Origin of the sequence: Streptomyces sp. NPDC006529 (assembly GCF_040611795.1) — a bacterium.
In the GTDB taxonomy this organism is placed as follows: domain Bacteria; phylum Actinomycetota; class Actinomycetes; order Streptomycetales; family Streptomycetaceae; genus Streptomyces.
Map to the genome: position 1 here is coordinate 341,528 of NZ_JBEXPB010000001.1, position 26,975 is coordinate 368,502.

26 protein-coding genes and 6 tRNA genes are annotated in these 26,975 nt (G+C 71.6%); 15 read left to right on the plus strand and 17 right to left on the minus strand.

All coding sequences use genetic code 11. The annotated features are described in order from the left end of the window. Positions 1-19 precede the first annotated feature (19 nt). The gene (gene purM, locus ABZY31_RS01645; RefSeq protein WP_356403561.1) at positions 20-1,090 is read left to right on the plus strand and encodes a phosphoribosylformylglycinamidine cyclo-ligase; all 1,071 of its coding nucleotides are present in this window, start codon (positions 20-22) and stop codon (positions 1,088-1,090) included. Positions 1,091-1,252: 162 nt separating this feature from the next. Here purM and ABZY31_RS01650 read toward each other — a convergent pair whose 3' ends face one another. Further along, the gene (locus ABZY31_RS01650) at positions 1,253-1,516 is read right to left on the minus strand and encodes a DUF3073 domain-containing protein (protein ID WP_356403564.1); all 264 of its coding nucleotides are present in this window, start codon (positions 1,514-1,516) and stop codon (positions 1,253-1,255) included. A gap of 335 nt (positions 1,517-1,851) precedes the next feature. Then, complete coding sequence (locus tag ABZY31_RS01655; protein WP_356403567.1) at positions 1,852-2,961, minus strand: Glu/Leu/Phe/Val dehydrogenase dimerization domain-containing protein; 1,110 nt, start codon at positions 2,959-2,961, stop codon at positions 1,852-1,854. 189 nt (positions 2,962-3,150) lie between these two features. Between ABZY31_RS01655 and ABZY31_RS01660 the strand changes: the two genes are divergently transcribed. Further along, entirely contained in the window at positions 3,151-4,005 is an 855-nt protein-coding gene (locus ABZY31_RS01660) for a hypothetical protein (protein WP_356403570.1), read from the plus strand. A gap of 512 nt (positions 4,006-4,517) precedes the next feature. Further along, positions 4,518-4,724, plus strand: coding sequence for a developmental transcriptional regulator BldC (bldC, locus tag ABZY31_RS01665; RefSeq protein ID WP_003949541.1), 207 nt, complete (start codon positions 4,518-4,520; stop codon positions 4,722-4,724). 344 nt (positions 4,725-5,068) lie between these two features. Here the strand turns inward: bldC and ABZY31_RS01670 are convergent, their stop codons facing one another. The 3 genes from ABZY31_RS01670 to hrpA form a co-directional block, all read right to left on the minus strand. Beyond that, the gene (locus tag ABZY31_RS01670) at positions 5,069-5,224 is read right to left on the minus strand and encodes a DUF6274 family protein (protein ID WP_356403573.1); all 156 of its coding nucleotides are present in this window, start codon (positions 5,222-5,224) and stop codon (positions 5,069-5,071) included. Positions 5,225-5,354: 130 nt separating this feature from the next. Continuing rightward, a tRNA-Asp gene (locus ABZY31_RS01675) sits at positions 5,355-5,428 on the minus strand. Between the two features lie 79 nt (positions 5,429-5,507). Beyond that, positions 5,508-9,446, minus strand: coding sequence for an ATP-dependent RNA helicase HrpA (gene hrpA / locus ABZY31_RS01680; RefSeq protein WP_356403576.1), 3,939 nt, complete (start codon positions 9,444-9,446; stop codon positions 5,508-5,510). Positions 9,447-9,564: 118 nt separating this feature from the next. Between hrpA and ABZY31_RS01685 the strand changes: the two genes are divergently transcribed. From ABZY31_RS01685 to ABZY31_RS01695, 3 genes are read left to right on the plus strand one after another with little or no spacing between them, the layout of a single operon-like run. After that, the gene (locus tag ABZY31_RS01685) at positions 9,565-9,960 is read left to right on the plus strand and encodes a hypothetical protein (protein ID WP_356403579.1); all 396 of its coding nucleotides are present in this window, start codon (positions 9,565-9,567) and stop codon (positions 9,958-9,960) included. A gap of 60 nt (positions 9,961-10,020) precedes the next feature. After that, entirely contained in the window at positions 10,021-10,746 is a 726-nt protein-coding gene (locus tag ABZY31_RS01690) for a thioredoxin domain-containing protein (RefSeq protein WP_356403582.1), read from the plus strand. Beyond that, positions 10,743-11,588 carry a cytochrome c biogenesis CcdA family protein gene (locus tag ABZY31_RS01695; protein WP_356403585.1) on the plus strand — a complete coding sequence of 282 codons (846 nt, stop codon included), beginning with the start codon at positions 10,743-10,745 and terminating at the stop codon, positions 11,586-11,588. The genes ABZY31_RS01690 and ABZY31_RS01695 overlap by 4 nt, the downstream gene beginning before the upstream one ends. Positions 11,589-11,624: 36 nt before the next feature. Here the strand turns inward: ABZY31_RS01695 and ABZY31_RS01700 are convergent. The 4 genes from ABZY31_RS01700 to ABZY31_RS01715 form a co-directional block, all read right to left on the minus strand. Then, a tRNA-Phe gene (locus tag ABZY31_RS01700) sits at positions 11,625-11,701 on the minus strand. 22 nt (positions 11,702-11,723) lie between these two features. Then, positions 11,724-11,797: transfer RNA gene (locus ABZY31_RS01705), tRNA-Asp, on the minus strand. Positions 11,798-11,836: 39 nt separating this feature from the next. Next, a tRNA-Glu gene (locus ABZY31_RS01710) sits at positions 11,837-11,909 on the minus strand. Positions 11,910-12,029: 120 nt separating this feature from the next. Then, positions 12,030-12,380, minus strand: a complete 351-nt coding sequence (locus ABZY31_RS01715; protein ID WP_330331644.1) for a metallopeptidase family protein — start codon at positions 12,378-12,380, stop codon at positions 12,030-12,032. A gap of 101 nt (positions 12,381-12,481) precedes the next feature. On the opposite strand from ABZY31_RS01715, the gene ABZY31_RS01720 reads away from it, so the two are divergent. The 4 genes from ABZY31_RS01720 (at position 12,482) to ABZY31_RS01735 (ending at position 16,664) form a co-directional block, all read left to right on the plus strand. Further along, positions 12,482-12,970, plus strand: a complete 489-nt coding sequence (locus tag ABZY31_RS01720) for a CrcB family protein (protein WP_356403708.1) — start codon at positions 12,482-12,484, stop codon at positions 12,968-12,970. Further along, complete coding sequence (crcB, locus tag ABZY31_RS01725; RefSeq protein WP_356403588.1) at positions 12,967-13,344, plus strand: fluoride efflux transporter CrcB; 378 nt, start codon at positions 12,967-12,969, stop codon at positions 13,342-13,344. The genes ABZY31_RS01720 and crcB overlap by 4 nt, the downstream gene beginning before the upstream one ends. Before the next feature lie 114 nt (positions 13,345-13,458). Continuing rightward, on the plus strand, positions 13,459-14,007 hold the full coding sequence (locus tag ABZY31_RS01730; RefSeq protein ID WP_356403591.1) for a hypothetical protein: 549 nt from the start codon (positions 13,459-13,461) through the stop codon (positions 14,005-14,007). Between the two features lie 287 nt (positions 14,008-14,294). After that, positions 14,295-16,664, plus strand: a complete 2,370-nt coding sequence (locus ABZY31_RS01735) for a DEAD/DEAH box helicase (protein WP_356403594.1) — start codon at positions 14,295-14,297, stop codon at positions 16,662-16,664. Between the two features lie 130 nt (positions 16,665-16,794). On the opposite strand, the gene ABZY31_RS01740 is transcribed toward ABZY31_RS01735, so the two are convergent. Beyond that, on the minus strand, positions 16,795-17,430 hold the full coding sequence (locus ABZY31_RS01740; protein WP_356403597.1) for a S8 family peptidase: 636 nt from the start codon (positions 17,428-17,430) through the stop codon (positions 16,795-16,797). Further along, entirely contained in the window at positions 17,349-18,005 is a 657-nt protein-coding gene (locus ABZY31_RS01745; protein ID WP_356403600.1) for a S8 family serine peptidase, read from the minus strand. Before ABZY31_RS01745 ends, ABZY31_RS01740 begins: the two co-directional genes overlap by 82 nt. A gap of 330 nt (positions 18,006-18,335) precedes the next feature. Between ABZY31_RS01745 and ABZY31_RS01750 the strand changes: the two genes are divergently transcribed. Further along, a complete protein-coding gene (locus ABZY31_RS01750) occupies positions 18,336-19,058 on the plus strand; it encodes a hemolysin III family protein (RefSeq protein ID WP_356403601.1) in 723 nt (240 codons plus the stop codon). Positions 19,059-19,683: 625 nt separating this feature from the next. Continuing rightward, positions 19,684-20,109, plus strand: a complete 426-nt coding sequence (locus ABZY31_RS01755) for an ATP-binding protein (protein ID WP_356403604.1) — start codon at positions 19,684-19,686, stop codon at positions 20,107-20,109. A 180-nt stretch (positions 20,110-20,289) separates the two neighbouring features. Here ABZY31_RS01755 and ABZY31_RS01760 read toward each other — a convergent pair whose 3' ends face one another. The 6 genes from ABZY31_RS01760 to ABZY31_RS01785 form a co-directional block, all read right to left on the minus strand. Continuing rightward, positions 20,290-20,604 (minus strand): SCO5918 family protein, encoded by a 315-nt coding sequence (locus ABZY31_RS01760; protein ID WP_356403607.1) that lies wholly within the window; start codon positions 20,602-20,604, stop codon positions 20,290-20,292. A 49-nt stretch (positions 20,605-20,653) separates the two neighbouring features. Next, positions 20,654-21,061: a CBS domain-containing protein gene (locus tag ABZY31_RS01765; protein WP_356403711.1), complete on the minus strand. Its 408-nt coding sequence runs from the start codon at positions 21,059-21,061 to the stop codon at positions 20,654-20,656. 61 nt (positions 21,062-21,122) lie between these two features. Next, positions 21,123-22,631: a DEAD/DEAH box helicase gene (locus ABZY31_RS01770; RefSeq protein ID WP_356403610.1), complete on the minus strand. Its 1,509-nt coding sequence runs from the start codon at positions 22,629-22,631 to the stop codon at positions 21,123-21,125. A 320-nt stretch (positions 22,632-22,951) separates the two neighbouring features. Beyond that, positions 22,952-23,155 (minus strand): cold-shock protein, encoded by a 204-nt coding sequence (locus ABZY31_RS01775; RefSeq protein ID WP_008734853.1) that lies wholly within the window; start codon positions 23,153-23,155, stop codon positions 22,952-22,954. A 606-nt stretch (positions 23,156-23,761) separates the two neighbouring features. Next, positions 23,762-23,834: transfer RNA gene (locus ABZY31_RS01780), tRNA-Lys, on the minus strand. Positions 23,835-24,021: 187 nt separating this feature from the next. Then, positions 24,022-24,612, minus strand: a complete 591-nt coding sequence (locus ABZY31_RS01785; protein WP_356403613.1) for a TetR-like C-terminal domain-containing protein — start codon at positions 24,610-24,612, stop codon at positions 24,022-24,024. Between the two features lie 86 nt (positions 24,613-24,698). Between ABZY31_RS01785 and ABZY31_RS01790 the strand changes: the two genes are divergently transcribed. The 3 genes from ABZY31_RS01790 to ABZY31_RS01800 all read left to right on the plus strand — a co-directional run bounded on the left by ABZY31_RS01790 (position 24,699) and on the right by ABZY31_RS01800 (position 26,733). Beyond that, positions 24,699-25,193: an FBP domain-containing protein gene (locus tag ABZY31_RS01790; RefSeq protein WP_356403615.1), complete on the plus strand. Its 495-nt coding sequence runs from the start codon at positions 24,699-24,701 to the stop codon at positions 25,191-25,193. Between the two features lie 95 nt (positions 25,194-25,288). Continuing rightward, positions 25,289-25,362, plus strand: a tRNA-Met gene (locus tag ABZY31_RS01795). 204 nt (positions 25,363-25,566) lie between these two features. Beyond that, positions 25,567-26,733, plus strand: a complete 1,167-nt coding sequence (locus ABZY31_RS01800; protein WP_356403714.1) for a PP2C family protein-serine/threonine phosphatase — start codon at positions 25,567-25,569, stop codon at positions 26,731-26,733. The last annotated feature ends 242 nt before the right edge of the window (positions 26,734-26,975 follow it).

The following is a 26,975-nucleotide window of genomic DNA, read 5'->3' on the forward strand; positions in this document are numbered from 1 at the left end:
ACGAAAGCTCATCCCTGTCATGACAGAGAAGACCACCGGTGCCAGCTACGCAGCCGCGGGCGTCGACATCGAAGCGGGCGACCGCGCCGTCGAGCTGATGAAGGAGTGGGTGAAGAAGACGCAGCGCCCCGAGGTCCTCGGCGGCCTCGGCGGTTTCGCCGGCCTCTTCGACGCCTCCGCCCTCAAGCGCTACGAGCGCCCGCTGCTGGCCTCGGCCACCGACGGCGTCGGCACCAAGGTGGACATCGCCCGCCGGCTCGGCGTGTACGACACGATCGGCCACGACCTGGTCGCGATGGTCATGGACGACATCGTCGTCTGCGGCGCCGAGCCGCTCTTCATGACGGACTACATCTGCGTCGGCAAGGTCCACCCCGAGCGCGTCGCGGCCATCGTCAAGGGCATCGCGGAGGGCTGCGTCCTGGCCGGCTGCGCCCTGGTGGGCGGCGAGACCGCCGAACACCCGGGTCTGCTGGGTCCGGACGACTTCGACGTCGCCGGCGCCGGTACGGGTGTCGTCGAGCACGACGCCCTCCTGGGCGCGGACCGCATCCGTACGGGGGACGCCGTCATCGCGATGGCGTCGTCCGGACTTCACTCGAACGGGTACTCGCTGGTCCGCCACGTCCTCTTCGACCAGGCCAAGATGGCACTGGAGAGCCACGTGGAGGAGCTCGGCCGGACCCTCGGCGAGGAGCTCCTGGAGCCGACCAGGATCTACTCGCTGGACTGCCTGGCCCTCACCCGCACCGCCGAGGTCCACGCCTTCTCGCACATCACGGGCGGCGGCCTCGCGGCCAACCTCGCCCGGGTCATCCCCGACCACCTGCACGCCGCGGTGGACCGCTCCACCTGGGCCCCCGGCGCCGTCTTCGACCTGGTCGGCCGCGCCGGCAAGGTCGAGCGCCTGGAGCTGGAGAAGACGCTGAACATGGGCGTCGGCATGATCGCCGTGGTGCCGCAGGAATCCGTGGACGTGGCCCTGACCACGCTGGCCGACCGGGGCGTCGACGCCTGGGTCGCGGGCGAGATCGAGGACCGCGGCGCGCACACCGAGGGCTCGACCCTCACCGGCGACTACGCCAACTGAGCGAGCCGACCGGCCGCGAAGGGCCCGGCGCACACCGCCGGGCCCGGGCCGTGGACCCCACGGAAACCCGGGCCGGAACGCACGGAAACCCGGTCCGGGGCTCAGCCCCGGACCGGGTTTCCGTATTGCATAGCTGCTGGTGCGGTGTGGACGCTGGATGCGTCAAGCGCCGCGACGCTGCGCGGAGGGGCCGGACTCTTCGTCCTCGTCCTCGTCATCGCCGTTGTACAACTTCGCGTACTTGGCGTACGGGTCGTCGTCGTCTTCCAGCTCGTCATCGACCTCGACCGGCACGCTGACAGGCAGCGGCTCCGCCGGCGATGCGCCCAGCTCATTGGCCAGACGCGAGAGGTCAGTCCCGCCGCTGTTGTACTTCAGCTGGCGGGCGACCTTTGTCTGCTTGGCCTTGGCCCGGCCGCGCCCCATGGCTCGACCCCCTCGGTGACGGGGCTCGACGGCCCCAGAGTCTGACACGCGTTCATGGTTCGGAGCGGGCTCTCCGTGGAGAGACCGTCCGTAGAGCTTTAACGGTACCTGCTTCCGCGGCCATACGGTACGCCGCCCGCATGACGTGCCCCGGCACAGTGCCTGCGAGACGCCCCGTACTCGCTGGTCAGCTGCGATTTTAACCCTATATTGGCGAGCGACCCGCCGAAGCGCAGTGAGTTCCGTCTCTCCGCAACCCCGGCGGGTGCAAACCCCCGCCGTACGGGGCCGGCGCCGGTTTCCCACCCGCGCCGGACCCCTGTGGCGGAACCCGGTTACGCGCCCCGCGCGGCGCGTCCCTCGGCCATCCGCTGCTCGGCGATCCGGTCGGCCGCCGCGGCGGGCGGAATCCCGTCCGACTTCGCACGTGCGAATATGGCCAGCGTGGTGTCGAAGATCTTCGTCGCCTTGGTCTTGCAGCGGTCGAAGTCGAAGCCGTGCAGCTCGTCGGCGACCTGGATGACCCCGCCCGCGTTCACCACGTAGTCCGGCGCGTAGAGGATGCCGCGGTCCGCGAGGTCCTTCTCGACGCCGGGGTGGGCGAGCTGGTTGTTCGCCGCGCCGCACACCACCTTCGCGGTCAGGGCCGGCACGGTGGCGTCGTCGAGGGCGCCGCCGAGCGCGCAGGGCGCGTAGATGTCCAGACCGGGCAGCCGGATCAGCGCGTCGGTGTCGGCGACCGCCGTCACCTTCCCGGGGTGCCGGTCCAGGATCCGCCGCACGGATTCGGCGCGGACATCGGTGATGACGACCTCCGCCCCGTCCTCCAGCAGGTGCTCCACCAGGTGGTGCCCGACCTTGCCGACGCCCGCGACGGCGACCTTGCGGCCGCGCAGGGTCGGGTCGCCCCAGAGGTGCTGGGCGCTGGCCCGCATGCCCTGGAAGACGCCGAAGGCGGTGAGGACCGAGGAGTCGCCGGCGCCGCCGTTCTCGGGGGAGCGGCCGGTGGCCCAGCGGGTCTCGCGGGCGACGACGTCCATGTCCGCGACGTAGGTGCCGACGTCGCAGGCGGTCACGTAGCGGCCGCCGAGGGAGTCCACGAACCGGCCGTAGGCCAGCAGCAGTTCCTCACTCTTCAGCGTGTCCGGGTCACCGATGATCACGGCCTTGCCGCCGCCGTGGTCGAGCCCGGCGAGGGCGTTCTTGTACGACATGCCGCGGGCGAGGTTGAGGGCGTCGAGGACGGCCTCCTCGTCCGAGGCGTACGCGTGGAAGCGCGTACCGCCGAGCGCGGGGCCCAGTGCGGTGGAGTGGAGGGCGATGACGGCCTTGAGGCCACTGGCGCGGTCCTGGCATAGCACGACCTGCTCGTGGCCGCCCTGTTCCGTGCGGAACAGGGTGTGCAGGACGCCGTCGGTCATTTCGGTCACGGTGGTGACTCCCATGGATGAGATGCGGCGGGAAGCGCCCTCCTGCGGGTGGGGAGGGCGGTGTTGGGAGCAGCGTAAGACCTGGGGGCCGCGCCGGACCGGCCTGTCCGGGGATCGGACCCCCGCTCGGACTTCTGACCGGATTTCTCCCCCTCGGGGGCGCGCGGCCGCGTACGGGCGCCCGGCGCGGGGGAGTACGAGAGCGTGAGCGAATCCCCCGAACCCCGGCTGCCCGCCGCGCGCCAGGTGCCGACCGTCCCCTACGCGTCCTACCTGCGCGTCTACGAACCCCTCGCGGCCTTCGCCGAGCCGGAGCGCGCGCACTGGGCGGACTACGCCCGGCGCGGGCACACGCCGACGGCCCAGGACGAACTGCGCCGGTCGCTGGCCGACCTGGTCCGCGTGCCGCCGGTGGGGGTGCCGGCGCACGAGAGCGCGGACGCCTTCACCGCGGAGGTGGACGGGGTGCTGCTGGTGTGCCCGTGGCGGACCCGGCTGCGCGGCTGGCTGGCGCTGCAGGAGCTGGTGGCGGACTTCCCGGCCCCGGTGCTGGACGCGGCGCTGCCGCCGGGGGTGCGCCGCCGGGCGGCCGATGAGTACGAGGCCTGGCGGGCGCGGAACCCGGACGCGCGCCCGTGGATCCGTACCGCGGTGTGGCAGGTGCCGCTGCGCTGGTTCGTGCTGGTGGCCGACGAGGAGCGGGAGTACGTGCCGGGGGAGGTGCTGCGCTACCGGACGCCGATGGTCCAGGCCCGGCGGCGGCTCGCGCGCGGGCTGCGGACCCTGCGCGAGGCGGAGGGGTACGGGGCGCTGGCGGACGGCCTGGTGGAGGTCGGCAGCTGGCTGGAGGAGTTCCATCCGCGCTCGATGGTCGAGCTGGACTACGGCGGGCTGGTGCACGGGCTGCCGGCGGCGGGGCTGGAGCAGGACCGGTCGGCGGCCGAACTGGCGGCGGGCATCGCGGCGCTGCGCGCGGGCGATTCTGACGGAGCCGTGGAGACGTACGTCATATTGGCCGACCGCTGGCGGGCCGTTCGGGAGAGACTGTTCGCCAACTAGCCCTTTGGTCCCAACGGTCACAAGCCGTGGCACTTCAGGACGATTCACTCATTGGGGTCTTAGTTCCAGGACCTACGTCCCGATCCGGGCCATTGGCTCAAGCGTGACGGACCGCACTTTCCACACCCTTGCGCCCTTCCCCTACCCTCGTGCCAAAATAGGACAAGGAGTCCGGGGAGGGTTCCGTCCGTCCAACTTTGGGCGGATTGCTCGACATTGCACGCTATGGGGGGTCTGGCGACTCCTGATCGCTCTGTGACTGATCGTCACAGTGGGGTGACTGTCCGTTATGGGCCAGTCCATCGGCTTCCGTCGCTGATGAACACCTCGGAGGGCAATTCCATCGGTTTGGCCGACGAGGCTGGACAGATGGTGTAGTTGTAGTGCCGAGGACAAGCCGTTCGTCCTATAACCGACTCGGCCTTCGTCTGTCCATTTCGGGCAACGAGGGCCAAGGTGCAGAATTTAGAGGAAAGAACCGAGATGGTTCGGTTCTCCCGAGGAGGCCGCTCATGACCGCTCGCACCCCTGATGCCGAGCCGCTGCTGACCCCGGCTGAGGTTGCCACGATGTTCCGCGTGGACCCGAAGACGGTCACTCGCTGGGCCAAGGCTGGCAAGCTCACGTCCATCCGCACCCTGGGTGGGCACCGCCGCTACCGCGAGGCCGAGGTTCGCGCACTGCTCGCGGGAATTCCGCAGCAGCGCAGCGAAGCCTGAGGTACCGCAGCACAACGTTTTACCGGGTAGAAATCGGATCCCCCAATCCGACGAAACCCACCGCGCTTCATACGGCCGGACCTGCCCCAACAGGTTCCCCAGCCGTCGGTCGCGCTGGACTCCGCCGGGTCCAGCGCGATCTTTTTTTATGCCCGGAAGGGGCGCGCGGGCCGCGGTCGACGCTCCCCTGCGGAGGGGGTGCCATTGCACATATTAAATCGAAGGTGCGTATGTGCGTGATAAATGTGGGAGTCCCAAAAACTCGTGTGGTGACTCCCGTCACAGCTAACAACTCTTGTACATCCGGCATTGCACCCCGTAATGGGGTCCTCCGGAGGCGGGCGTCAGCCGGCCGGGGGACCTTGGTCCCGTCGGCCCGCCTCCCGTGCGAGGCGCAGGAGCCGGTTGCAGACCAGGCAGTGACGCCTGAGGTGGCGGCGTCCGCGCGAGGCCGACAGATGGGCCTTCAGGAGCGCTCTGAGCTCGTCCCGGGCATTCATGAGGGGAAACCCGCCTCCTGTGCCTGTGGCGGCCGCAGGGGCCGCTGGGAGCCGCCACCGCGCCGGGCGTGTGTGCCGTGGAACGCGTCAGGGCCCGTATCCCTGGGGGATACGGGCCCTGACGTCACTGCGAACCTGACGGGACTTGAACCCGCGACCTCCACCTTGACAGGGTGGCGAGCTAACCAACTGCTCCACAGGTCCTCGTTCGCGGCCACTTGGTGGCTGCGAAACCGACTGTACAACAGCTCGGGGGGTGTGGTCTAACCCGATCACCGCGAGGTCACGGAACCAGGGCGTCGATCGCCTTCACGATGCGCTTGTCGGAGACCGGATGGGCCGTCCCGAGGGCGTGCGCGAAGTAGCTCACCCGCAGTTCCTCGATCATCCAGCGGATGTCCGTGACCGCCGTCGGCACCGGCCGCCCCTGGGGCAACTGCTCCAGCAGCCAGGCGTACTCGTCCTGCATCTCGTGCACCTTCTCCATGCGCGTGGTGTCGCGCTGGACGGAGGTCGGCATCTGCTGGAGCCGCCGGTCGGCCGCCACCAGATAGCGCATCAGGTCGGGCAGCCGCCGCAGCCCGGTGAGGGTCACGAAGCCGGCCGGCACCAGGGCCGCCAGCTGCTTCTGCACGTCCTGGACGTTGCGGAGCAGGGTGGGGCTGTTCGTCGCCTTCAGCCGCCGCTCGCAGGCCTGCCAGGCGGCCAGCACCTGCTGCACCTGGGTGACCGTGCGTACGGTCGTGTCCACCAGATCCGTACGCACGGCGTCGTAGAGCTTGCGGAAGCCCGCCTCGTCCCAGGCGGGCCCGCCGTGGTCGGCGATCAGCTTGTCGGCCGCCGCCGTGGCGCAGTCCTCGAAGAGCGCCTGGACGGAACCGTGCGGATTGCGGGACAGGGCCAGCTTCGCCTGGTTGCCGAGCTTGTCGGACGCGAACTTCGCGGGGTTCACCGCGATGTTGAGCAGGATCAGCTTCCGGGTCCCGCGCCACATCGCGAGCTGCTGCTCGGCCTCGGTGTCGAAGAGGCGTACGTCGACGCTCGCGCCGGCGTCCACCAGGGCCGGGTAGGCCTTCACCGGCTGGCCCGCCCGGCGGGTTTCGAAGACCTTGGTCAGGGTGCCGATCGTCCAGTCCGTCAGCCCGGTCCGCTCGATGGTCTCGCCGCCCGCGCGCTCGGCGGTCGCCGCGGCGGCCTGGGAGAGGGCCTGGCGGGCCTTGGGCCGCAGCCGCAGCCGCAGCGCCTCCAAGTCCTTGTCCTCGGCGATGTTCCTGCGGCGCTCGTCGACGATCCGGAAGGTGATCTTCAGGTGGTCGGCGATCCGGCTCAGGTCGAAGTCCTCGGCGGTGACCGGCACACCGACCATCCGCTTCAGCTCGCGCGCGAGCGTCACCGTCAGAGGCTCCTGGAGGGGCACGGCCGTGGCCAGGAAGCGGGTCGCGAAGTTCGGCGCGGGCACGTAGTGCCGGCGGATCGGCTTGGGCAGCGAGCGGATCAGCTCGGTGACGACCTCCTCGCGCAGCCCCGGGATCTGCCAGTCGAAGCCCTCGTCGGTGACCTGGTTCAGCACCGTCAGCGGGATGTGGACGGTCACGCCGTCCGCGTCCGCGCCCGGCTCGAACTGGTAGGTCACCCGGAACTTCAACGGCCCCTGGCGCCAGGAGTCCGGGTAGTCGTCCTTGGTGACCCCGGCGGCCTTCTCGGTGAGCAGCATCTCGCGCTCGAAGTCGAGCAGCTCCGGCTCGTCCCGCTTCTTGTGCTTCCACCAGGAGTCGAAGTGGGCGCCCGAGACCACGTGCTCGGGGATCCGCTGGTCGTAGAAGTCGAAGAGGGTCTCGTCGTCGACCAGGATGTCCCGGCGCCGGGCCCGGTGTTCCAGCTCCTCGACCTCGGTCAGCAGCTTGCGGTTGTCGGCGTAGAACTTGTGGTGCGTGCGCCAGTCGCCCTCGACCAGGGCGTTGCGGATGAACAGCTCGCGCGAGACCTCCGCGTCGATCCGGCCGTAGTTGATCTTCCGCTGGGCGACGATCGGGACGCCGTACAGCGTGACCTTCTCGTACGCCATCACCGCCGCCTGGTCCTTCTCCCAGTGCGGCTCGCTGTACGTGCGCTTGATCAGGTGCTGGGCCAGCGGCTCGACCCACTCGGGCTCGACCTTGGCGTTGACCCGAGCCCACAGCCGCGAGGTCTCCACCAGCTCCGCCGACATGACGAACTTCGGCTGCTTCTTGAAGAGCGCCGAACCGGGGAAGATCGCGAACTTCGCCGACCGCGCGCCGAGGTACTCGTTCTTGTCGGTGTCCTTGAGCCCGATGTGCGACAGCAGGCCCGCCAGCAGCGACACGTGGATGTGCTGCTCGGGGGCGTCCGCTTCGTTGACGTGGATGCCCATGGTCTTGGCGACCGTGCGCAGCTGCGAGTAGATGTCCTGCCACTCGCGGATCCGCAGGAAGTTCAGGTACTCCTGCTTGCACATCCGGCGGAAGGAGCTGGAGCCGCGCTCCTTCTGCTGCTCGCGGACGTAGCGCCACATGTTCAGGAACGAGAGGAAGTCGCTGGTCTCGTCCTTGAAGCGGGCGTGGTGCTGGTCGGCCTGGGTCTGCTTGTCCGAGGGCCGCTCGCGCGGGTCCTGGATCGAGAGGGCGGCCGCGATGACCATGACCTCGCGGACGCAGTTGTTCTTGTCCGCCTCGACCACCATGCGGGCCAGGCGCGGGTCCACGGGCAGCTGGGACAGCTGGCGGCCCATCGGCGTGAGCCGCTTCTTGCCACCCTCCTTGGACGCAGTCTTCTCCGCCGGGTCCAGCGCGCCCAGTTCCTGGAGCAGCTGCACGCCGTCGCGGATGTTGCGGTGGTCCGGCGGGTCGATGAAGGGGAACTTCTCGATCTCGCCGAGGCCCGCCGCGGTCATCTGGAGGATGACGGAGGCGAGGTTGGTGCGCAGGATCTCGGCGTCGGTGAACTCGGGCCGCGTGAGGAAGTCGTCCTCGGAGTACAGCCGGATGCAAATGCCGTCCGAGGTGCGGCCGCATCGGCCCTTGCGCTGGTTGGCGCTGGCCTGCGAGATCCGCTCGATGGGCAGCCGCTGGACCTTGGTGCGGTGGCTGTAGCGGGAGATCCGGGCGGTGCCCGGGTCGATCACGTACTTGATGCCCGGGACGGTCAGCGAGGTCTCGGCGACGTTGGTCGCGAGGACGATCCGGCGCCCGGTGTGCTGCTGGAAGACGCGGTGCTGCTCGGCGTGCGAGAGCCGCGCGTAGAGGGGGAGCACCTCGGTGAACCGCAGATTGCGCTTGTTGAGCGCGTCCGCCGTGTCGCGGATCTCGCGCTCGCCGGAGAGGAAGACCAGGATGTCGCCCGGGCCCTCGGACTGCAGCTCGTCCACGGCTTCGCAGATCGCGGTGATCTGGTCGCGGTCGCTGTCGTCGCCCTCCTCTTCGAGGAGCGGGCGGTAGCGCACCTCGACCGGGTACGTACGGCCGCTGACCTCGACGATCGGGGCGTCGCCGAAGTGCCGGGAGAACCGCTGGGGGTCGATCGTCGCCGAGGTGATGATCACCTTGAGGTCGGGGCGCTTCGGCAGCAGCGTCGCCAGGTAGCCGAGCAGGAAGTCGATGTTCAGCGACCGCTCGTGGGCCTCGTCGATGATGATCGTGTCGTACGCGCGCAGCTCGCGGTCCGTCTGGATCTCGGCGAGCAGGATGCCGTCCGTCATCAGCTTCACGAAGGTCGCGTCCTGGTCCACCTGGTCGGTGAACCGGACCTTCCAGCCGACCGTCTGGCCGATCTCGGACTTCAGCTCCTCGGCGATCCGCTCCGCGACGGTGCGCGCCGCGATCCGGCGGGGCTGGGTGTGGCCGATCATGCCCCGGACACCGCGCCCCAGCTCCATGCAGATCTTGGGGATCTGGGTGGTCTTGCCGGAGCCGGTCTCGCCCGCGACGATCACGACCTGGTGGTCGCGTATCGCCTCGGCGATCTCGTCCTTCTTCTGGCTGACCGGAAGGTTCTCGGGATAGGTGACCTCGGGCATCCGCGAGGCGCGCCCGGCCAGTCGCGCGGCGGCCTTCTCGGCCTCCGCGGCGATCTCGTCGAGTACGGCCTGCTTGGCCTCGGGCTTGCGGATACGGCGGGCGCCCTCGAGGCGGCGGCCGAGGCGGTGCGCGTCGCGGAGGGAGATCTCACCGAGAAGCGTCTGCAGGGCGGCGAAGGAAGTAGACATACCTGGTCGAGGATCTCACCCGTGGGCGTCGGGTGGCGAACGCATTTGTGGGGCGGCCCCGTACCATTTCCGGACGAGTCACCCCAAGAACCCCGGCCGAGTGAGTGAGAGGCCCGCCATGTCCCGCCCCGCCCCGCGCCCGTGGTGCCTGCTGGGCGCCGTGCTCGCGGTGCTGCTGGGGTGCCTGGCGCCGGTGGCGTCGGCGGCGCGGGCCGGATCCGGACCCGTGTACGGGTACGCCGCCGGGCCCGTCGCGTCGCCTCCCGCCCGGGCCGCGGCCGTCCCGGAGGCGGTGCCCGCCGAGCGCGGGCCCTCCTGCTCCCCGGCGGACGCGGACCAGGGGCGGGTTCCGGCGGTGCCGCAGCGCCCGACCGGGGACCACGGCCACCCGCCGCTCGCGCGGTGCCTGCCGGATCAGCCCTGGCACGGCAGGGGCGCGCCGCTGCGCGTGCTCGCGCGCGGACCGGACCGGGTGGCGCCGGGGCCGCTGGAGCTGTCCGTGATGCGGGTCTAGGAGGACCGGTCCCGCCGGTCCGCCCTTCCTCCCCTTCACCCACCACTCCGGAGCACCTCCATGCCTACTACCGCGCGTTCCGCCCGCAAGCCCCTGCTCATCTCCGCCGGGGTCGCGCTCGCCGCCGTCACCCTCGGCCTCGTCTCCTGGCAGGCCACCGCCCCGAAGGGCGCCACCGACTCCGGGTCCGCCCCGGCGTCCGCGCCCCGGGCCCCCGACGCCCGGGCCGAGCTGATGAAGCTGGCCCGCCGCGACGCGGCCGACAAGCTGACCACCGGCCGCGCCGACGCGCCCGTCGTCCTCATCGAGTACTCCGACTTCGCATGCGGTTACTGCGGCAAGTTCGCCCGCGACACCAAACCCGAACTGGTGAAGAAGTACGTCGAGGACGGCACCCTGCGCATCGAATGGCGCAACTTCCCGATCTTCGGCGCCGAGTCCGAGGCCGCCGCGAAGGCCGCGTGGGCCGCCGGACAGCAGGACCGGTTCGCCGCGTTCCACGCCGCCGCCTACGCCGAGGGCTCCAAGGAGAAGGGCTTCGGCTCGGCCCGCCTGCGGGAGATCGCCCGGCAGGCCGGGGTCCCGGACCTGGAGCGCTTCGCGCGGGACAGCGCCGGCGAGCGGGCCGCCGCAGCGGTGCGCACCGACCAGGAGGAGGGCTACCGCATCGGCGTCACCTCCACCCCGTCCTTCCTCGTCAACGGGCAGCCGATCGCGGGCGCCCAGCCGGTGGAGGCCTTCACCGAGGCCATCGCCAGGGCCCAGCGGGCGGCGGCCGCGAAGTGACCGGCATCGGATACCTGGCCGCCCTGCTGGGCGGCCTCCTCGCGCTGCTCAGCCCGTGCAGCGCGCTGCTGCTGCCCGCCTTCTTCGCCTACTCCATCGACTCCGCGTCCCGGCTGCTGGCCCGGACCGGGATCTTCTACGCGGGGCTCGCGACCACTTTGGTGCCGCTGGGCGCGGCCGGCTCGTACGCGGGCCGCTTCTTCCACGGCAACCGGGACGCCCTGGTCCTCTTCGGCGGCTGGCTGATCATCGCGCTGGGCCTGGCGCAGATCCTGGGCCTCGGCTTCGCCTCGCGGCGCCTCACCGGCCTGTCCGGCCGGATCCGTCCGACGACCGCCCTGTCGGTGTACGTGCTGGGCGCGGTCTACGGGCTGGCGGGCTTCTGCGCGGGGCCGATCCTCGGCAGCGTCCTGACCGTCGCGGCGGTGAGCGGCAGCCCCGTCTACGGCGGCCTGCTGCTGGCCGTGTACGCGCTGGGGATGGCCCTGCCGCTGTTCCTGCTGGCCCTGCTCTGGGAGCGGTTCGACCTCGGGCGGCGCCGCTGGCTGCGCGGCCGGGTGGTCCGGGCCGGCCGCTTCGAGCTGCACACGACCACGCTGGCGTCCGGCCTGTTCTTCATCGCGCTGGGCGCGATGTTCCTGGCGTACGACGGGGCGAGCGCGCTGCCGGGGCTGCTGGACGTGGACGACTCGTTCGCCGTGGAGGAGTGGGTGCGGTCCGTCGCCGGCGCAGTGCCGGACTGGGCGCTGCTCGGACTGATCGCGGCCGGGGCATCGGCCTTCGGCCTGGCGCGGTGGCGCCGCGCGGCCCGTACCGGTGAGGCGGCCGGGGGCGAGGGGTAAAGCAGAAGGCCCCGTCCGATGGACGGGGCCTTCTCGTGGTGGCTGGGGCCGGGGTCGAACCGGCGACCTATCGCTTTTCAGGCGATCGCTCGTACCAACTGAGCTACCCAGCCACGAAGCTCTCGCGAGCTTCAGCGAACCTGACGGGACTTGAACCCGCGACCTCCACCTTGACAGGGTGGCGAGCTAACCAACTGCTCCACAGGTCCTTGCTATGTGCGAGCGCAAGTCTCGCACATGGTGTTGCGTACCCCCAACGGGATTCGAACCCGTGCTACCGCCTTGAAAGGGCGGCGTCCTGGGCCACTAGACGATGAGGGCTAAAGGCCCGCCTAGGCACTTTCCAGCGCGTCGGGGACGTGAGAAGCATATGGGATCGGAGCGGCGATCGCCAAAACGGTTTCCCCCGGTCGGCGGCCGGGCCCCGCGGCGGGCGCGGCCTCAGCCCCAGCCCAGTTCGTGGAGGCGGTCGTCGTCGATGCCGAAGTGGTGGGCGATCTCGTGCACGACGGTCACGGCGACCTCGTGCACCACGTCGTCGGGCGCCTCGCAGTACCGCAGGGTCGGACCCATGTAGATCGAGATCCGGTCCGGCAGCACCCCGGCGTACCACTCGCCGCGCTCGGTGAGGGGCGTCCCCTCGTAGAGCCCGAGCAGTTCCGGGTCGTCCGCGGGGGGTTCGTCCTCCACGAACACGGCCACGTTGTCCATCACCCGGGTCAGCTCGGGCGGGATCCGGTCCAGGGCCTGGGCCACCAGCTCTTCGAAGTCGTCGCGCGTCATCTGCAGCACCCGCCCATTGTCCGGGAGGGACGCGCCCTCCGGGAGGGATGCGCCCCGGCGCGTGAGAATGGGCCCGTGGTGACAGTGGCGAAGTGCGCGGCGGGCGGCGGATGACCCGGCCGGCCGGGGGTTTCGAGGCGATCGACCCGGACGTTGACCTGCACGTGCCGGAGCAGCGCGGCGAGCCGCGGCTGCGCGTGCTCGCGGCGGTGGCGGCCGGCGGCGCGGCGGGCGCCTCGGCGCGCTACGGGGTCGGGCTGCTGTGGCCGGCGGCGCCCGGGGCCTTCCCGTGGGGGACGCTCTGGGTCAACGTGACGGGCTGCGCGCTCATCGGCGTCCTGATGGTGCTGATCAGCGAGGGCGGCCGGTCGGCGCACCCCCTCGTGCGGCCCTTCCTCGGGACCGGGGTGCTCGGCGGGTTCACCACTTTCTCCACCTACGCCGTGGACTTCGCCCGGCTGCTGGACGCCGGGGAGGCGGGGACCGCGCTGGCGTACGCCGGCCTCACGGTGGTGGCCGCGCTGGGCGCGGTGGCGGTGGCGGCCCGGGTGACGCGCCTCGCGGTGGCCGGCCGCGGCGCGGCCGGGGCGGTCCGGTGAACTGGCTCGCGGTGGTGCTGGGCGCGATGGTCGGCGCCCCGCTGCGCTACCTGGCCGACCGCGCGGTGCAGGCGCGCCACGATTCCGTCTTCCCCTGGGGGACCTTCGCGGTGAACGCGGGCGCCTGCCTCCTGCTGGGGGCGCTGACGGGGGCGGTGCTCGACGGGGCGGCGTCCTCGCGGCTGAGCCTGTTCCTCGGCACGGGGTTGTGCGGAGCGCTGAGCACCTACTCGACCTTCTCCTACGAGACGCTCCGGCTGGCGGAGCGGGGCCAGGGATTCCTGGCAGCGGCGAACGTGGCCGCGTCCGTGCTGGCCGGACTGGGCGCCGTACAGCTGGGCCTGCAGGTGGCGCGGGCGTACACCGGGGGCTGACCGAGGGGGCGCGCGAGCCGGTGGCGCCGGGGGCGTGTCTCTTACGGGGCAAAGAGAGTTGGGCACATTGACCCGTTCACCACGGAACCCCGCCCAGCCCCGGAGGTGCCACCCGTGCGCCACTTGCCCGCTTCCGTCCGACTGGCCGTCGCCACGCTCGCGCTCGCGGCCTCGGCGGGCTGCATGAGCGTCGGCGACGACGCCGCCAAGCCCGGCGCCACCTCCCCCGCGGACCACCAGGGAGCCGTCGCCGGATCCGCGGGCGCCTCCTCTGGGGGCAAGAACGGCGGGGGGCACGGCGGGGGGCACGACAAGAAGGACGCCGCGGGCGCCAAGGGCGCCGTCGTGGGCCCCGACGGAAAGGTTTTGCCACCGGGCGCCCCGGCCAGCCCGGGGGCCGTGGCGGCGGGCGTTCCCGGCGGTCCCTCGCCGTCCGCCGGGCCCGGGGCGTCCGCGGGCGGGGGCGCCGGCGGGCCGGTGGGACCGGGGCCCGGCCCCGGGACGCAGCTGCCGCCCTCCGCGGGCGGGACCACCGCCGGCTCGGGTGGGACGGGAGGGGGCACCGCGCCCTCTCCGGCGGCCAGTCCGTCCGATCCGGGTCCTGTGACTCCGCCCACTCCCTCCCCCTCCGCGGCGGACCCCTCGCCGTCGCCGGGGAGCTAGTCCGAAGCCCTCCTCCGGATGGCTGAACGGGAGTGCGGAGGCTCGTACGCCCGTTCGGCCGAATGGCATTCGGGCAGGTCAGAGGCCTTGTGGTCGAGGTGACTTGCCAGAGTGGGGGGAGGGTGCGTATGGTTATAGATCGTTTGATCCCATTGCCCGGCGCCGACTCCGAAGAGCGCCGCGTGGCGCGTACTCTCCCCTACCGTGGCTGACCGCATTGAGGCGGTCGATTTGCGATTCACGGAGTTTGGGCGCGTGCCGAGACTCCGGAAGGTTTCGCATTTCGCATGTCCATTTCCAGTTCTGACCGTGCCGTCATGCCCGAGAACGACTCCATCGAGGCCGTAGAGGCCGTCGGGAGCCCCGAAATCGTCGAGAGCACCGAGATCCTCGTGCTCGACGAGATCGTGACCGACTCCCTCGCCGCCGACATCGACGAAGCTTTTGAGGCCGAATTGACGACCGACCAGTCCATCGACGCCATCGCAGCCGACGAGGTTGCCGACGCCGAGCCCACGCTCACCTTCGGCGACCTCGGTCTGCCGGACGGCATCGTCCGCAAGCTCGCGCAGAACGGCGTCACCGCCCCCTTCCCGATCCAGGCCGCGACCATCCCGGACGCCCTGGCCGGCAAGGACATCCTCGGCCGTGGCCGCACCGGCTCCGGCAAGACCCTCTCCTTCGGTCTGCCGACCCTGGCCTCGCTGGCCGGCGGCACCACCGAGAAGAAGAAGCCCCGCGCGATCATCCTCACGCCGACCCGTGAGCTGGCCATGCAGGTCGCCGACGCGCTCCAGCCGTACGGCGACGTCCTCGGCCTGAAGCTCAAGGTCGTCTGCGGCGGTACCTCGATGGGCAACCAGATCTACGCCCTGGAGCGCGGCGTCGACGTCCTCGTCGCCACCCCGGGCCGTCTGCGCGACATCATCAACCGCGGCGCCTGCTCGCTGGAGAACGTCCAGGTCGCGGTCCTCGACGAGGCCGACCAGATGTCCGACCTGGGCTTCCTGCCCGAGGTCACCGAGCTGCTCGACCAGATCCCCGGCGGCGGCCAGCGCATGCTCTTCTCCGCCACCATGGAGAACGAGATCGGCACGCTCGTCAAGCGCTACCTGTCGAATCCGGTCACCCACGAGGTCGACAGCGCGCAGGGCAACGTCTCGACCATGACCCACCACGTCCTCGTCGTGAAGCCGAAGGACAAGGCGCCGGTCACGGCCGCGATCGCCGCCCGCAAGGGCCGCACGATCATCTTCGTCCGCACCCAGCTGGGCGCCGACCGCATCGCCGAGCAGCTCATCGAGTCCGGCGTGAAGGCCGACGCGCTGCACGGCGGCATGACGCAGGGTGCCCGCACCCGCGTCCTGGAAGACTTCAAGAAGGGCTACGTCAACGCGCTCGTCGCGACCGACGTCGCCGCCCGCGGCATCCACGTCGACGGCATCGACCTGGTCCTGAACGTGGACCCGGCCGGCGACCACAAGGACTACCTGCACCGCTCGGGCCGTACCGCCCGCGCCGGCAAGTCGGGCGTCGTGGTCTCGCTGTCGCTGCCGCACCAGCGCCGCCAGATCTTCCGGCTGATGGAGGACGCGGGCGTCGACGCCTCGCGCCACATCGTCGGCGGAGCCGGCGCGTTCGAGCCCGAGGTCGCCGAGATCACCGGCGCCCGCTCGCTCTCCGAGGTCCAGGCCGACTCCGCGAACAACGCCGCGAAGCAGGCCGAGCGCGAGGTCGCCGACCTCACCAAGCAGCTGGAGCGCGTCCAGCGCCGCGCCGTGGAGCTGCGCGAGGAGGCCGACCGCCTCGTCGCCCGTTCCGCCCGTGAGCGCGGCGAGGACCCGGAGGCCGCTGTGGCCGAGGTCGCCGAGGCTGCGGAGGCCGAGGTGGCGGCCGAGGCCGCGGCCGCGGCTGCCGCCGCCGAGGCGCAGGCCGTCCAGCGCCGTGACGACCGCGGCAACTTCGAGCGTCGCGACGACCGCGGCGAGCGCAGCGGCCGTGGCGGCTTCAACCGTGACGACCGCGGTGACCGCGGTGGTGACCGCGGCGGGTTCCGCTCCGGTGGCGACCGTCGTGACGAGCGTCCCTCGGGTGGTGGCTTCCGCCGCGACGACCGTCCGTCCGGTGGCTTCCGCTCCGGTGGCGACCGTCGTGACGAGCGTCCCTCGGGTGGTGGCTTCCGCCGCGACGACCGTCCCTCGGGCGGTTTCCGCTCCGGTGGCGACCGTCCCGCCGGTGGTGGCTTCCGTCGTGACGACCGTCCGTCCGGTTCCTTCCGCCGCGACGACCGCCCCTCGGGCGGCTTCAACCGTGACGACCGTGGCGGCGACCGCCCGGCCGGTGGCGGCTTCCGCCGCGACGACCGTCCCTCGGGCGGCTTCCGCTCGGGTGGCGACCGTCCGGCCGGTGGCGGCTTCCGCTCCGGTGGCGACCGTCCCGCCTCCGGTGGTTTCCGTCGCGACGACCGCCCCTCGGGTGGCTTCAACCGTGACGACCGCGGTGGCGACCGTCCCTCCGGCGGCTTCCGCTCCGGTGGCGGCGACCGCCCGTACGGCCGCCGTGACGACCACCGTCCGTCGGGCTCCGGCTCCGGCTCGTCCTTCGGCGGCGGCACCGCCCGTCGCGACGACAAGCCGCGCTGGAAGCGCAACGGCTGATCTTCGGCCCTAGTACCACCGGGCGCCTGATCCAGGCGTCCGCTCGGCCCCCACGGCACTCCGGTGCGGTGGGGGCCGTCTGCGTGCTGCGGGGTGGCTCACGCGCCCGCCGCGGTGTGCCGGGCGGGTGCTACAGGCCGCCGGTGTGGAGCAGCCGGTTGGGGCTGCCCGGGGAGACCCGGGTCAACACCCCCTCGGTGGACTCGCGCAGGAGGAATCCGGCCACCTCCTCGGGCAGCGCGTTCGGCCGGGCCTGCTCGTAGAGGGCGGCGACACCGGCGGCGTGCGGGGAGGCCATCGACGTACCGTCCAGTGCCTCGCTGCCGCCGCCGAGCCTCGCGGAGACGATGGCCTCGCCGGGCGCGTACAGCTCCACGCAGCGGCCGTGGTTGGAGAAGGCGCTCTCCTGGTCCCGCCGGTTCGAGGCCCCGACCGTGAAGGCGCGCTCCGCCGAGGCGGGGGAGGTCAGGCAGGCGTCGTCCGCGTCGTTGCCCGCGGCGATGACCGGCAGCACGCCCGCGTCCGCGAGGGCGTTGACCGCCTGGTTGAGGGCGTCGGAGTAGTCCCCGCCGAGCGAGCCGTTCAGGACGGCGGGGTGCCGGGCGTTCGCCGCCACCCAGTCGATGCCGGCGATCATCCCGGCGTAGGAGCCCCTGCCGTCGCAGCCCAGGACCCGGACGCTGATCAGGTCCGCCTTGGGCGCCACCCCGTAGGTCCTGCCGCCGACCGTGCCCGCGACGTGCGTGCCGTGGCCGTTGCAGTCCATGCCGGCGCCCCGTCGCCCACCGCGTCGAAGCCGAAGGTGGCGCGCCCGCCGTCGAACTCCTCGTGCGCGTAGTCGATTCCGGTGTCCAGGATGTAGGCGCTCACCCCGGCGCCGTCGTGCCGGGCGTCGTAGCGGCCGTCGCCCGTGCCCTGGTCCGCGTTCCAGTTCCGCTGGTCGATCCGGTCCAGGCCCCAGGAGGCGGCCGGTGCCCGGGTGCCCGGTTCGGTGACCGGCCGCGGCGGGCGCGTGACCTCGGCGTCCTGCTCGACGGCCTTCACGCCCGGGCTCACCCGGACGCTCTCCAGCTGGTCCGGGGTCAGCGTGACGGCGAAGCCGTTGAGGGCCTTGCGGTAGACGAACGCCGGCTTCACCCCCAGCTGCTCCGCGACCGCGGCCGGGTCCGCGCCCTTGTGCAGGATCACGATGTAGCTGCCGGGCACGGGATGCGGCGCGCTGGACAGGGGGGCCGGGGTCGGTTCGGGCGCGGCCGCGGACGGCGAGGCGGTCGCCGCCGGGGCGGCGAGTGCGAGCGCCGCGGCGACGGCGGCGAGCACGAGCGTGGTGCGAGTGGTCATGGCGGGCAGGGCATCATGCGCGAACGGTCATCGCCTACGACATTTTTCCGGTGTCCCCGCGAGGACCCGCAGCATCACCGCAATGCGCCCGGCCCACTGCTCCGGGCGGGTCTGCCCGGGCCGGCGCCCGGCCCTGGTGCGGTTCGCCCCCTGTCCCCGGGTCGAGCGGTGGGCGGCGGACCGCGAAGACGATGCGCAGAGAGGGCTTCGTGTCGGCGAACTCTCGCCACCGCACCGGACGGCCCCGTGACAAGTCGAAGCGTCCCACTCGTCTGTGGCTGCGGCAGACCTCGGGCACTGCCGCTCCGCACGGGCTCCTAGCATGGACTCATGGTTGCCAGCGATGCCCAGCACCACGTGTCAGGACGGGAAGCGGTGCCCCGGGACGCCGCCGACCTCGTCGAGCGAGCGGCCGATCTGGTGGAGCCGATCAAGCCGAAGCTACGGGGCTGGCTCCACGCCGGCATGGTCCCCGCGTCCCTGGCCGCGGGCATCGTCCTCATGTGTCTGGCAGGCACACCGCAGGCCATCGCGGCGTGCACCGTGTACGCCGTCACCGCCTGGCTGCTGTTCGGGACGAGCGCCGTCTACCACCTCGGCACGTGGGGACCGCTCGGCGAGGCCGTCCTGCGCCGCCTCGACCACGCCAACATCTTCCTGATCATCGCCGGCACCTGCACCCCGTTGGCCGTGCTCCTTCTCGCTCCTGGCCAGAGGTCCGTCCTCCTGTGGATCGTGTGGACGGGCGCTCTGGCCGGCATCGCCTTCCGCGTCCTGTGGATCGGCGCGCCCCGCTGGCTGTACACGCCCTGCTACCTGGCCCTGGGCTGGGCACCGGTGCGCTACCTGCCCGATTTCCTGCACAGCGGCGGCGCGGCCGTACTCACGCTGATCGTGACGGGCGGGCTGCTCTACAGCGCGGGCGCGGTCGTGTACGCCCTCCAGCGCCCCGATCCCTCACCCCGCTGGTTCGGCTACCACGAGGTGTTCCACGCCCTGACCGTGGCAGCCTTCACCGCGCACTACATCGCCGTCTTCCTCGTCGCCCACTGAGCACGGCGACGGGTCCGGTACAAGCCCGCCCGTTCAGAGACGGAGGGGCCCTGGTGCCTATGGCACCAGGGCCCCGAAGGAACTGCTACACCATCTGCCGACCTTGATACTGCGTCGGCCTTGCTGGCGGCCTGGCCCAGCGCCGCTCCGGCAGCCAGCCCCGTCGCCTGTCCTGCGTCCGCTCTGGCTTGGAACCCCACTGCCGGACTTCCTGATGGACGCGCCCGCACTCGACGCCTTCACCAAGGTGCTGCTCACTGACTTCACCGCTGGGTACTGCCTGTGGTGGCCCCTGATCACTGCGGGCCGCCCGGTCCGGTCGTCAGTCCCGTCGCCGTCCTGCACCAGCCCTGGCTTCGAAACTCCACCACCGCACCGTCCTGCGCACTGCAACTGCACACACTGGGTACTACTGCCAGGCAGTTCGTCTCTGCCCGGCCCTGCTGCTCTCTGGCTACGAGAGAAACCATAACCGTGCCACCACTTAATGTCTACTCCAGCCAAGATAGATTTTTGAGCGCGTGTTGCTGAGGTAATCGGGTTCCGTCAGGTTGAACGGTCGGGGGTCGGGGCACAACGACCGGGCAGGCCGGGCGGGATGCCGACAACAGAGCAGGAGCGCGCGATGACCACGATGAGCGCCGAGCGCACAGCACTTCGTCCTCTGGCCGCCGTCGCCGGGGCGCGCCGGGCTGCCCGGTCCTTCCTCGGAGCCCTCGGGCAGACGGCCATCGAACCGGAATGCGCCGACACCGTGATCCTGGTCGTCTCCGAGCTCGTCACCAACGCCCTGCGCCACGGCGGCGGCGCCCACACGCTCCGACTGGCCGCGCACCCCGACACCATCGAGGTTTCCGTCGAGGACTCCAGTCCCCACTGGCCGCGCATGCGTACCCCCGACCTGGTCGACGGCACCGGCGGGTTCGGCTGGCGCATGGTCAACGACCTCGCCCGCTCCATCGTGGTCACGCCCACGCCCGAAGGCGGCAAGACCGTACGCGCCCTCCTGCCCCGTCAAGCCTGCGGACAGCCGCGGCCCGCGGGCGGGTAGCCGATCCGGGGCCTTTCCGCGCCGCGTCGTGGCGGTCCTGATCACAGTCGGACCCGTGCGCCGGCACCACCGTCCGGCCCTGCGGATCGCCGATCACGGTGTAAGCGGAAGGGCCCGAGCGGCGTGTGCCGGTCGGGCCCTCTCTGCTGTGCGGGCGGCGGCATGTGCCGGGCCGACGGGTCAGGCGGTCACGGGCGTGCCGAGCATCACGGAGGCCCGTTGGAGGGGGCTGAGTACGCGTGTGGGCACGACGGCCCGGGGCAGGCTTCCGCGGACCGTGAAGCCGAGCTGGGTCATCGCGCGGACGACTTCGCCAATGCTGAAGTCGCGGCGGTCCTGGCGGGTGATGACCTGGCCGACCTGCTTGACGGGGTAGGTGCGGCGGCCGATGATCACGGACTCGCCGAGGACCTGCTCGGGCTTGATGCCCTTCATCGACTCCAGGACACCGCTTTTGGTCAGGTCGAACGGGAAGCGGGCGATGACACAGCGCATGTTGCCTCACAGAGAGAAGAGGGGAACGGTCCGACCACGGTGAGGTGGTTCAGCGGGCGAGGGCGAGGGCGAGGACGCCCAGAGCGCTGCCGTGTTCATCGACGACGGGCAGGGCGGCGAGCTCGCGGTAGCGCATCGCGTGCTCGGCCTCGGCCATCGTGGTCGTGGGCGAGGTGAACGGGCCACGGTCGCCGAGGACGTCGCGCAGGCGGAGCCGGTCCGTGTACGCCGTGCTGTCGCGGATGGCGGCGAGCTGCACGCGGGTGACCAGCCCGGTGCACAGGCCGTCCTCGTCGCAGACGAGCAGATGCTCCGTGCGGGAACCGGCCATGACGGCCAGGGCCACCTCGGCGGTCATGTCGTCGCAGACCTGCGGACCCGCCGCTTTCATGGCGTCGTCCACCGTCTGCCGGGTGAGGTCGGCACGGGCCTCGGCGGGCGCCGGGCGGGTCTGCATCCGGACCAGCGTCACAAGGTGCCTCCTGCAGTGGTGGGTCAGTTTCCGGATCAAGTGGCTCTCAGGCCGCCGCGTCGAAGGCGGACTGCCGTGCGCTCGTGCGCCGGGCGGCCGAGGCGGGCCCGCGGCGGCCACGGGAGGAGGTGCTGCGCCTGGGCCGCTCGGACACCGGGGCGGTGATGGTGACCGGGATGCCGGAGGGCGCCTGGGCGCCGGTGATGCGGTTCAGGGCCTCGTCGCCCGATCGGACCTGTGTGGTCTGCGGGGTGATGCCCGCGGCCGTCATCAGGCGGGCCATCTCGCGGCGCTGGTTGGGCGTGACGAGGGTGACGACGCTGCCGGACTCACCGGCGCGGGCGGTACGGCCGCCGCGGTGCAGGTAGTCCTTGGGGTCGGTCGGCGGGTCGACGTTCACGACGAGGTCCAGGTTGTCGACGTGGATGCCGCGCGCAGCCACGTTGGTCGCGACCAGGACGGTGACGTGGCCGGACTTGAACTGGGCCAGGGTCCGGGTTCGCTGCGGCTGGGACTTCCCGCCGTGCAGGGCCGCGGCGCGGACCCCGTTGTCGAGGAGGTCCTGGGTGAGGCGGTCCACGGCGTGCTTCGTGTCCAGGAACATGATCACCCGGCCGTCGCGGGCCGCGATCTCCGTCGTTGTCCGCTGCTTGTCGGCGCCGTGGACGTGCAGGACGTGGTGTTCCATCGTGGTGACGGCGCCGGCCGAGGGGTCGACGGAGTGCACGACCGGGTCGGTCAGGTAGCGGCGGACCAACAGGTCGACGTTGCGGTCGAGGGTGGCGGAGAACAGCATCCGCTGGCCTTCGGGGCGCACCTGGTCGAGCAGCGCGGTGACCTGGGGCATGAAGCCCATGTCAGCCATCTGGTCGGCCTCGTCGAGGACGGTGACGGCGACCTGGTTCAACCGGCAGTCACCACGGTCGATGAGGTCCTTGAGCCGGCCGGGGGTGGCGACGACCACTTCGGCTCCGGCGCGCAGCGCACCGGCCTGGCGGTGGATCGGCATGCCGCCGACGACGGTGGCCAGGCGCAGCTTGACCGCCCGGGCGTAAGGAGTGAGGGCGGCGGTGACCTGCTGGGCCAGCTCGCGCGTCGGTACGAGGACCAGGGCGAGGGGCTGACCCGGCTCGGCGCTCTGGCCGGCCGTACGGGCCAGCAGGGCGAGCCCGAAGGCCAGGGTCTTGCCCGAGCCGGTGCGGCCGCGGCCCAGGACGTCACGGCCGGCGAGGGTGTTGGGCAGCGTGGCGGCCTGGATCGGGAACGGGGTGGTCATGCCCTCGCGGCCGAGCGTGGCGAGCAGCGGGGCCGGCATGGCGAGGTCGGCGAAAGCCTCGACGGCGGGCAGCGCGGGGGTGATCGTCTTCGGCGGTGCGAACTCGCCCTGGACGGCGGCGGGCCGACGGCCGTATCCGCCCGAGCGGCTCGGGTTTCCGGAGCGGCTCGGGGCCGGCGAGCCGAATCGGCTGCCCCGGCCCGAACCGGCGCCGAAGGCGGGGCCGCCGGTGCGGCCGCGGGTGCGGGAAGAGCGCTCGTTCGTACGTGTGGGGTTCATGCGGAACCTTCCTTGACGCGGCACGTATCAAGGAATTCCCGCAGCGTAGGAGCGGCGCAGGGAATTGCGAGAACGGGCCGAATTTGATGCGAAAGCGGATCTGGCGGCCCGGGAATCCCTACGGGCTCAGACGCTGGAACAAGGTGGCGTCATATGGACGCAGCAACCAAAGCAATTGATTCGAGTGCGGCCCCGAGAGGGCCGGTCGGCCGAGTGTCTCAATGCTCAATACCGCGGGTGAACCCACCGCGGGAAATGCATGCAGCTGGGGCCCGCACCCCGAGGGATGCGGGCCCCAGCTACAGAACGCGTGTCAGCGCTTAGGCGGGAACGATGTTCTCGGCCGTCGGGCCCTTCTGGCCCTGCGCGATGTCGAAGGTGACCTTCTGGCCCTCGTTCAGCTCGCGGAAGCCCTGGGCGGCGATGTTCGAGTAGTGGGCGAACACGTCAGCGCCGCCACCGTCCTGCTCGATGAAGCCGAAACCCTTTTCCGCGTTGAACCACTTCACGGTACCAGCAGCCATGTCATATCTCCTTTGGGGCAATGCATCGGCGTCTGCACTGTGCGGACGCCGTGTCGCCGCGATGATGCCCCGCCCGGTAAATGACCGGGAAATACAAAGTGCTTCCGACCGAATGAATTCCGGCTGGAGGCGCTTGAAGTTCTTGGGTACCAAAACTGCAACCGAGATCGACAGTAGCACGATGCGGCGGCTTGTGTGCGCCGAACATTTCCGTCGACTGCGTTGAGGTAGAAACACTCCCCACCGGATCCATTAAATTCCTAGGTCGCGGCGACAGATATTGATTCGCACCGAGCGCAGCGTTCTTACGTGCTCGCCGTCGGCTCCGGGCCTCCAGCTCACCGTGACCCACCCTGAAGGGGACGGGACTCCCCACACGGATCGACCGCCGCCCCTCGGATGCCGTAGAGGCCATCGAGGCGGCGCCGGAGACACGGCCGGTACCGTGCGAGCCCGTCTCGTAGCGCCGGATGGCGCCCCGTGCCGGGCCGTCCGCTCACGCACCGCTCACGCAGGGGCCCGGAAACGACGGAGCGCCCCATCTGGCCGAAACCGGATGGGGCGCTCAGTGCCAGGCCGGAGAGGGTGTCCCCGGCCCGCGAGCAGTAGGCCATGTCGGACTCGAACCGACAACCAACGGATTAAAAGTCCGCTGCTCTGCCAATTGAGCTAATGGCCCGCAGAGTGCTCACCCCAGAGCATAGCCGCAGAGGGGCGCGGGACCGATCGGGTATCGCCCGGAGTGGCTCCGGCGGTTTCCTGCCACGGCCCGTGCCGGTGAAGGGGCGGGCGGGCGCGGCCGGTTCGGCGGCGTCGTGCAGCGCGGAGCCGGGGCCGGGTGCCAAACGCGGGGTGCCGGAGGCGAGTTAGGGCTGCCGCGCGGCCGGGTCCGTACGGGGCCAGTTGACCAGCAGGGTGTGCAGGGCTGCGGTGATCCGGGCCCAGGACCGCGGGACGGGGCGCGGGTGGCCGAAGGAGCCGGTGGCCTCCAGGGCGGCGAAGCCGTGGAAGGTGCTGCGCAGCAGCCGGACCGCGTCGGTGAGGTCGGGTTCGGGCAGCGCGTACGCGTGCAGCATCGACGTGGTGAGTTCGATCATCCGCAGGTGCCCGGGCGAGGCGGCGACCACCTCGGGCGGCAGCCGCAGCTGGGTGGCGGCGTACCCGCCGGGGTGTTCGAGGGCGTAGGCCCGGTAGGCGTCGGCGAAGGCGGTCAACGCCTGCTCCCCGGCCCGGCCGGCCAGTGCCTCGCCGAGCCGGTCGGCGAACTCGGCGGCGGAGCGCACGGCGAGACGGGCGCGCAGGTCGTCGAGGCCGCGGATGTGGGAGTACAGGCTGGCGTCCTTGACGCCGAAGCCGCGGGCGAGGGCGGAGACGGTGACCTGGTCGAGGCCCGCGGAGTCCGCGAGGGCGGCGGCCGCTTCGACGACGCGGTCGGGGGTGAGGCCTGCTCGGGACAACGGGGTGGCTCCTTGTGTTCCTCGGGCTCTGGCGAAAGCCGTTAATGATTTGCCTAGATGCTCTAGGCAACCCTAGCGTGGGTCCCATGAAGGCACTGACCGAGAAGGACATCCGGGGCTCGTTCGTGAACTGCTCCAAGGGCGAGGCGGCTCGCATACCGCTGCCCCGGGACCTCGCCGCCCGGCCGTGGGAGGACCTCGACTTCCTCGGCTGGCGCGACCTGTCCGCCCCCGACCGCAGCTACCTGGTCACCGGCGGCACCGACGGCGGCCGGCCCGTCGGGGTGACGCTGCGCTTCGCGACCGTCAAGCGCGGGGCGCTGCACCGCAGCATGTGCGGCCTGTGCCTGACCCTCCACCCGGGCGGCGGGGTCTCCCTGATGACGGCACGCAAGCGCGGCAAGGACGGCCGCGAGGGGAACTCGCTCGGCCTCTACATGTGCACCGACCTGGCCTGTTCGCTCTACGTGCGCGGCAAGAAGCTGCCGGAGGCGGGCGGGCGGTTCGAGGAGACCCTCACCGTCGAGGAGCAGATCGAGCGGATGACGGGCAATCTGACCGGGTTCCTGGACCGGCTGTGACAGGGGTGGTGACGGCGGCTCCGGGGGGCGTCCGGCGGCCCGGCCGTCAAGTGGTCGGAGGGCCGCCCCGGATGGCGTAGAGTTGGGTTTACCGACGCGGGGTGGAGCAGCTCGGTAGCTCGCTGGGCTCATAACCCAGAGGTCGTAGGTTCAAATCCTGCCCCCGCTACGAAAGCCCTCAGGGGCGATGACGAAGGCCCGGATCCTCACGGATCCGGGCCTTCGTCGTTCCCGGACCGCGTGGCCGCGCCCGCTTCACCCGGACGGCTCCGGCCGGTTCGCCGCCTGCTCCCGCGGCCCGCACCCTTGAGGGGCGGGGCGGTAGCGGCCCGCGCCCGTGTGAGGGAGCCGGCAGGAGAAGACCTTGGTGGGGCTGGGGCAGCGGGACGACACCCACGGCGCGGGAACCAACGGCGCGACCCGGCTGGCCGGGCGCTTCCTCCGCGTGCTCCCGGCGGTCCTGGTCGTCCTGGGTCTGGCCTTCGACGTGCTCACCCCGCCCAGCTACACCGGCTCGCCCTTCTTCTCCGCCGCCCCGCTGGTCGCGGCGCCGCTCTTCTCCCTCGGGACGACCCTGCTGACCGGCGCCCTCGCCTCGCTGTCGGTGGTCGCGCTGCACGTCTACAACGGCACCACCTGGCAGGGCGAGGCCCTCACCGAGCTGGTGACCGTCCTGACCGTCTCCGGATTCGCCCTGCTCATCAACCGGGTGGTCCGGCGCAGCGGGGCCCGGCTCGCCTCCGCGCGCGGAATCGCCGAGGCGGCGCAGCGCGCGGTCCTGCCCACCCCCGCCGAGTGGATCGGGGGGCTGCGCATCGCCGCCCGGTACGAGGCCGCGGAGGCCGACGCGTTCATCGGCGGGGACCTGTACGCCGTCCAGGACACCCCGTACGGCGTGCGGCTGGCCGTCGGTGACGTACGGGGCAAGGGGCTGGGCGCGGTGGAGGCGGTGGCGGTGGTCCTCGGCGCCTTCCGGGAGGCGGCCGAGCAGGAGCCCGCGCTGGAGGGGGTGGCCCGGCGGCTGGAGCGGGCGCTGGCCCGGGAGGGCGTGCGGCGCGACAGCCTGGACGCCTTCGAGGGGTTCACCACCTGTGTGCTGGCCGAGATCCCGCGAGGTACGGGGCTGCTGCGGATCGTGAACCGGGGTCACCCGGAGCCGCTGCTGCTGGGCCCCGACGGTTCCGCGGCGCCGCTGTACCCGGCGGAGGCGGCGATGCCGCTGGGCATGGGGCAGCTGGGCAGCTGGCCGGACCGGGCGGACGAGTGGGCCTTCCCGGTGGGCGCGACCCTGCTGCTGTACACCGACGGGCTGAGCGAGGCGCGTGACCGGGCGGGGGAGTTCTACGATCCGCCGGCCCGCTTGCGGGGGCGGGTCTTCCCGGGGCCCGAGGAGGTGCTGGACGCGCTCACCACCGATGTGCGCCGCCATACCGGGGGCGGGGCGACGGACGACATGGCGCTGCTGGCGGTGGCCCGGCCGGGCGGGGGCCGTCCGGGCCGACGGCGGACCGTACCGGCCGTTCCGCACGAGCGGGCCTGACGGTGCGTGAGGGGAAAGGGCGCTCTGCACCGGCAATTGACGGCCCGTCATGAGAAGTGGGTGGCTGGAGATGCGCGGGTGGGTGCACCCATTCGCCCGGTCTCGTCATGTATTGAGGGGGAAAGTCAAGGCCAAGGCTGCGCGGTGGGTGGCTGATTGGCGTGAACGATCAATCGCAACTGCTTGGAATCACTCCCCCGCGTCTATTACCGTTCGATAACGCAGCGCGGTCGCCACCGCCG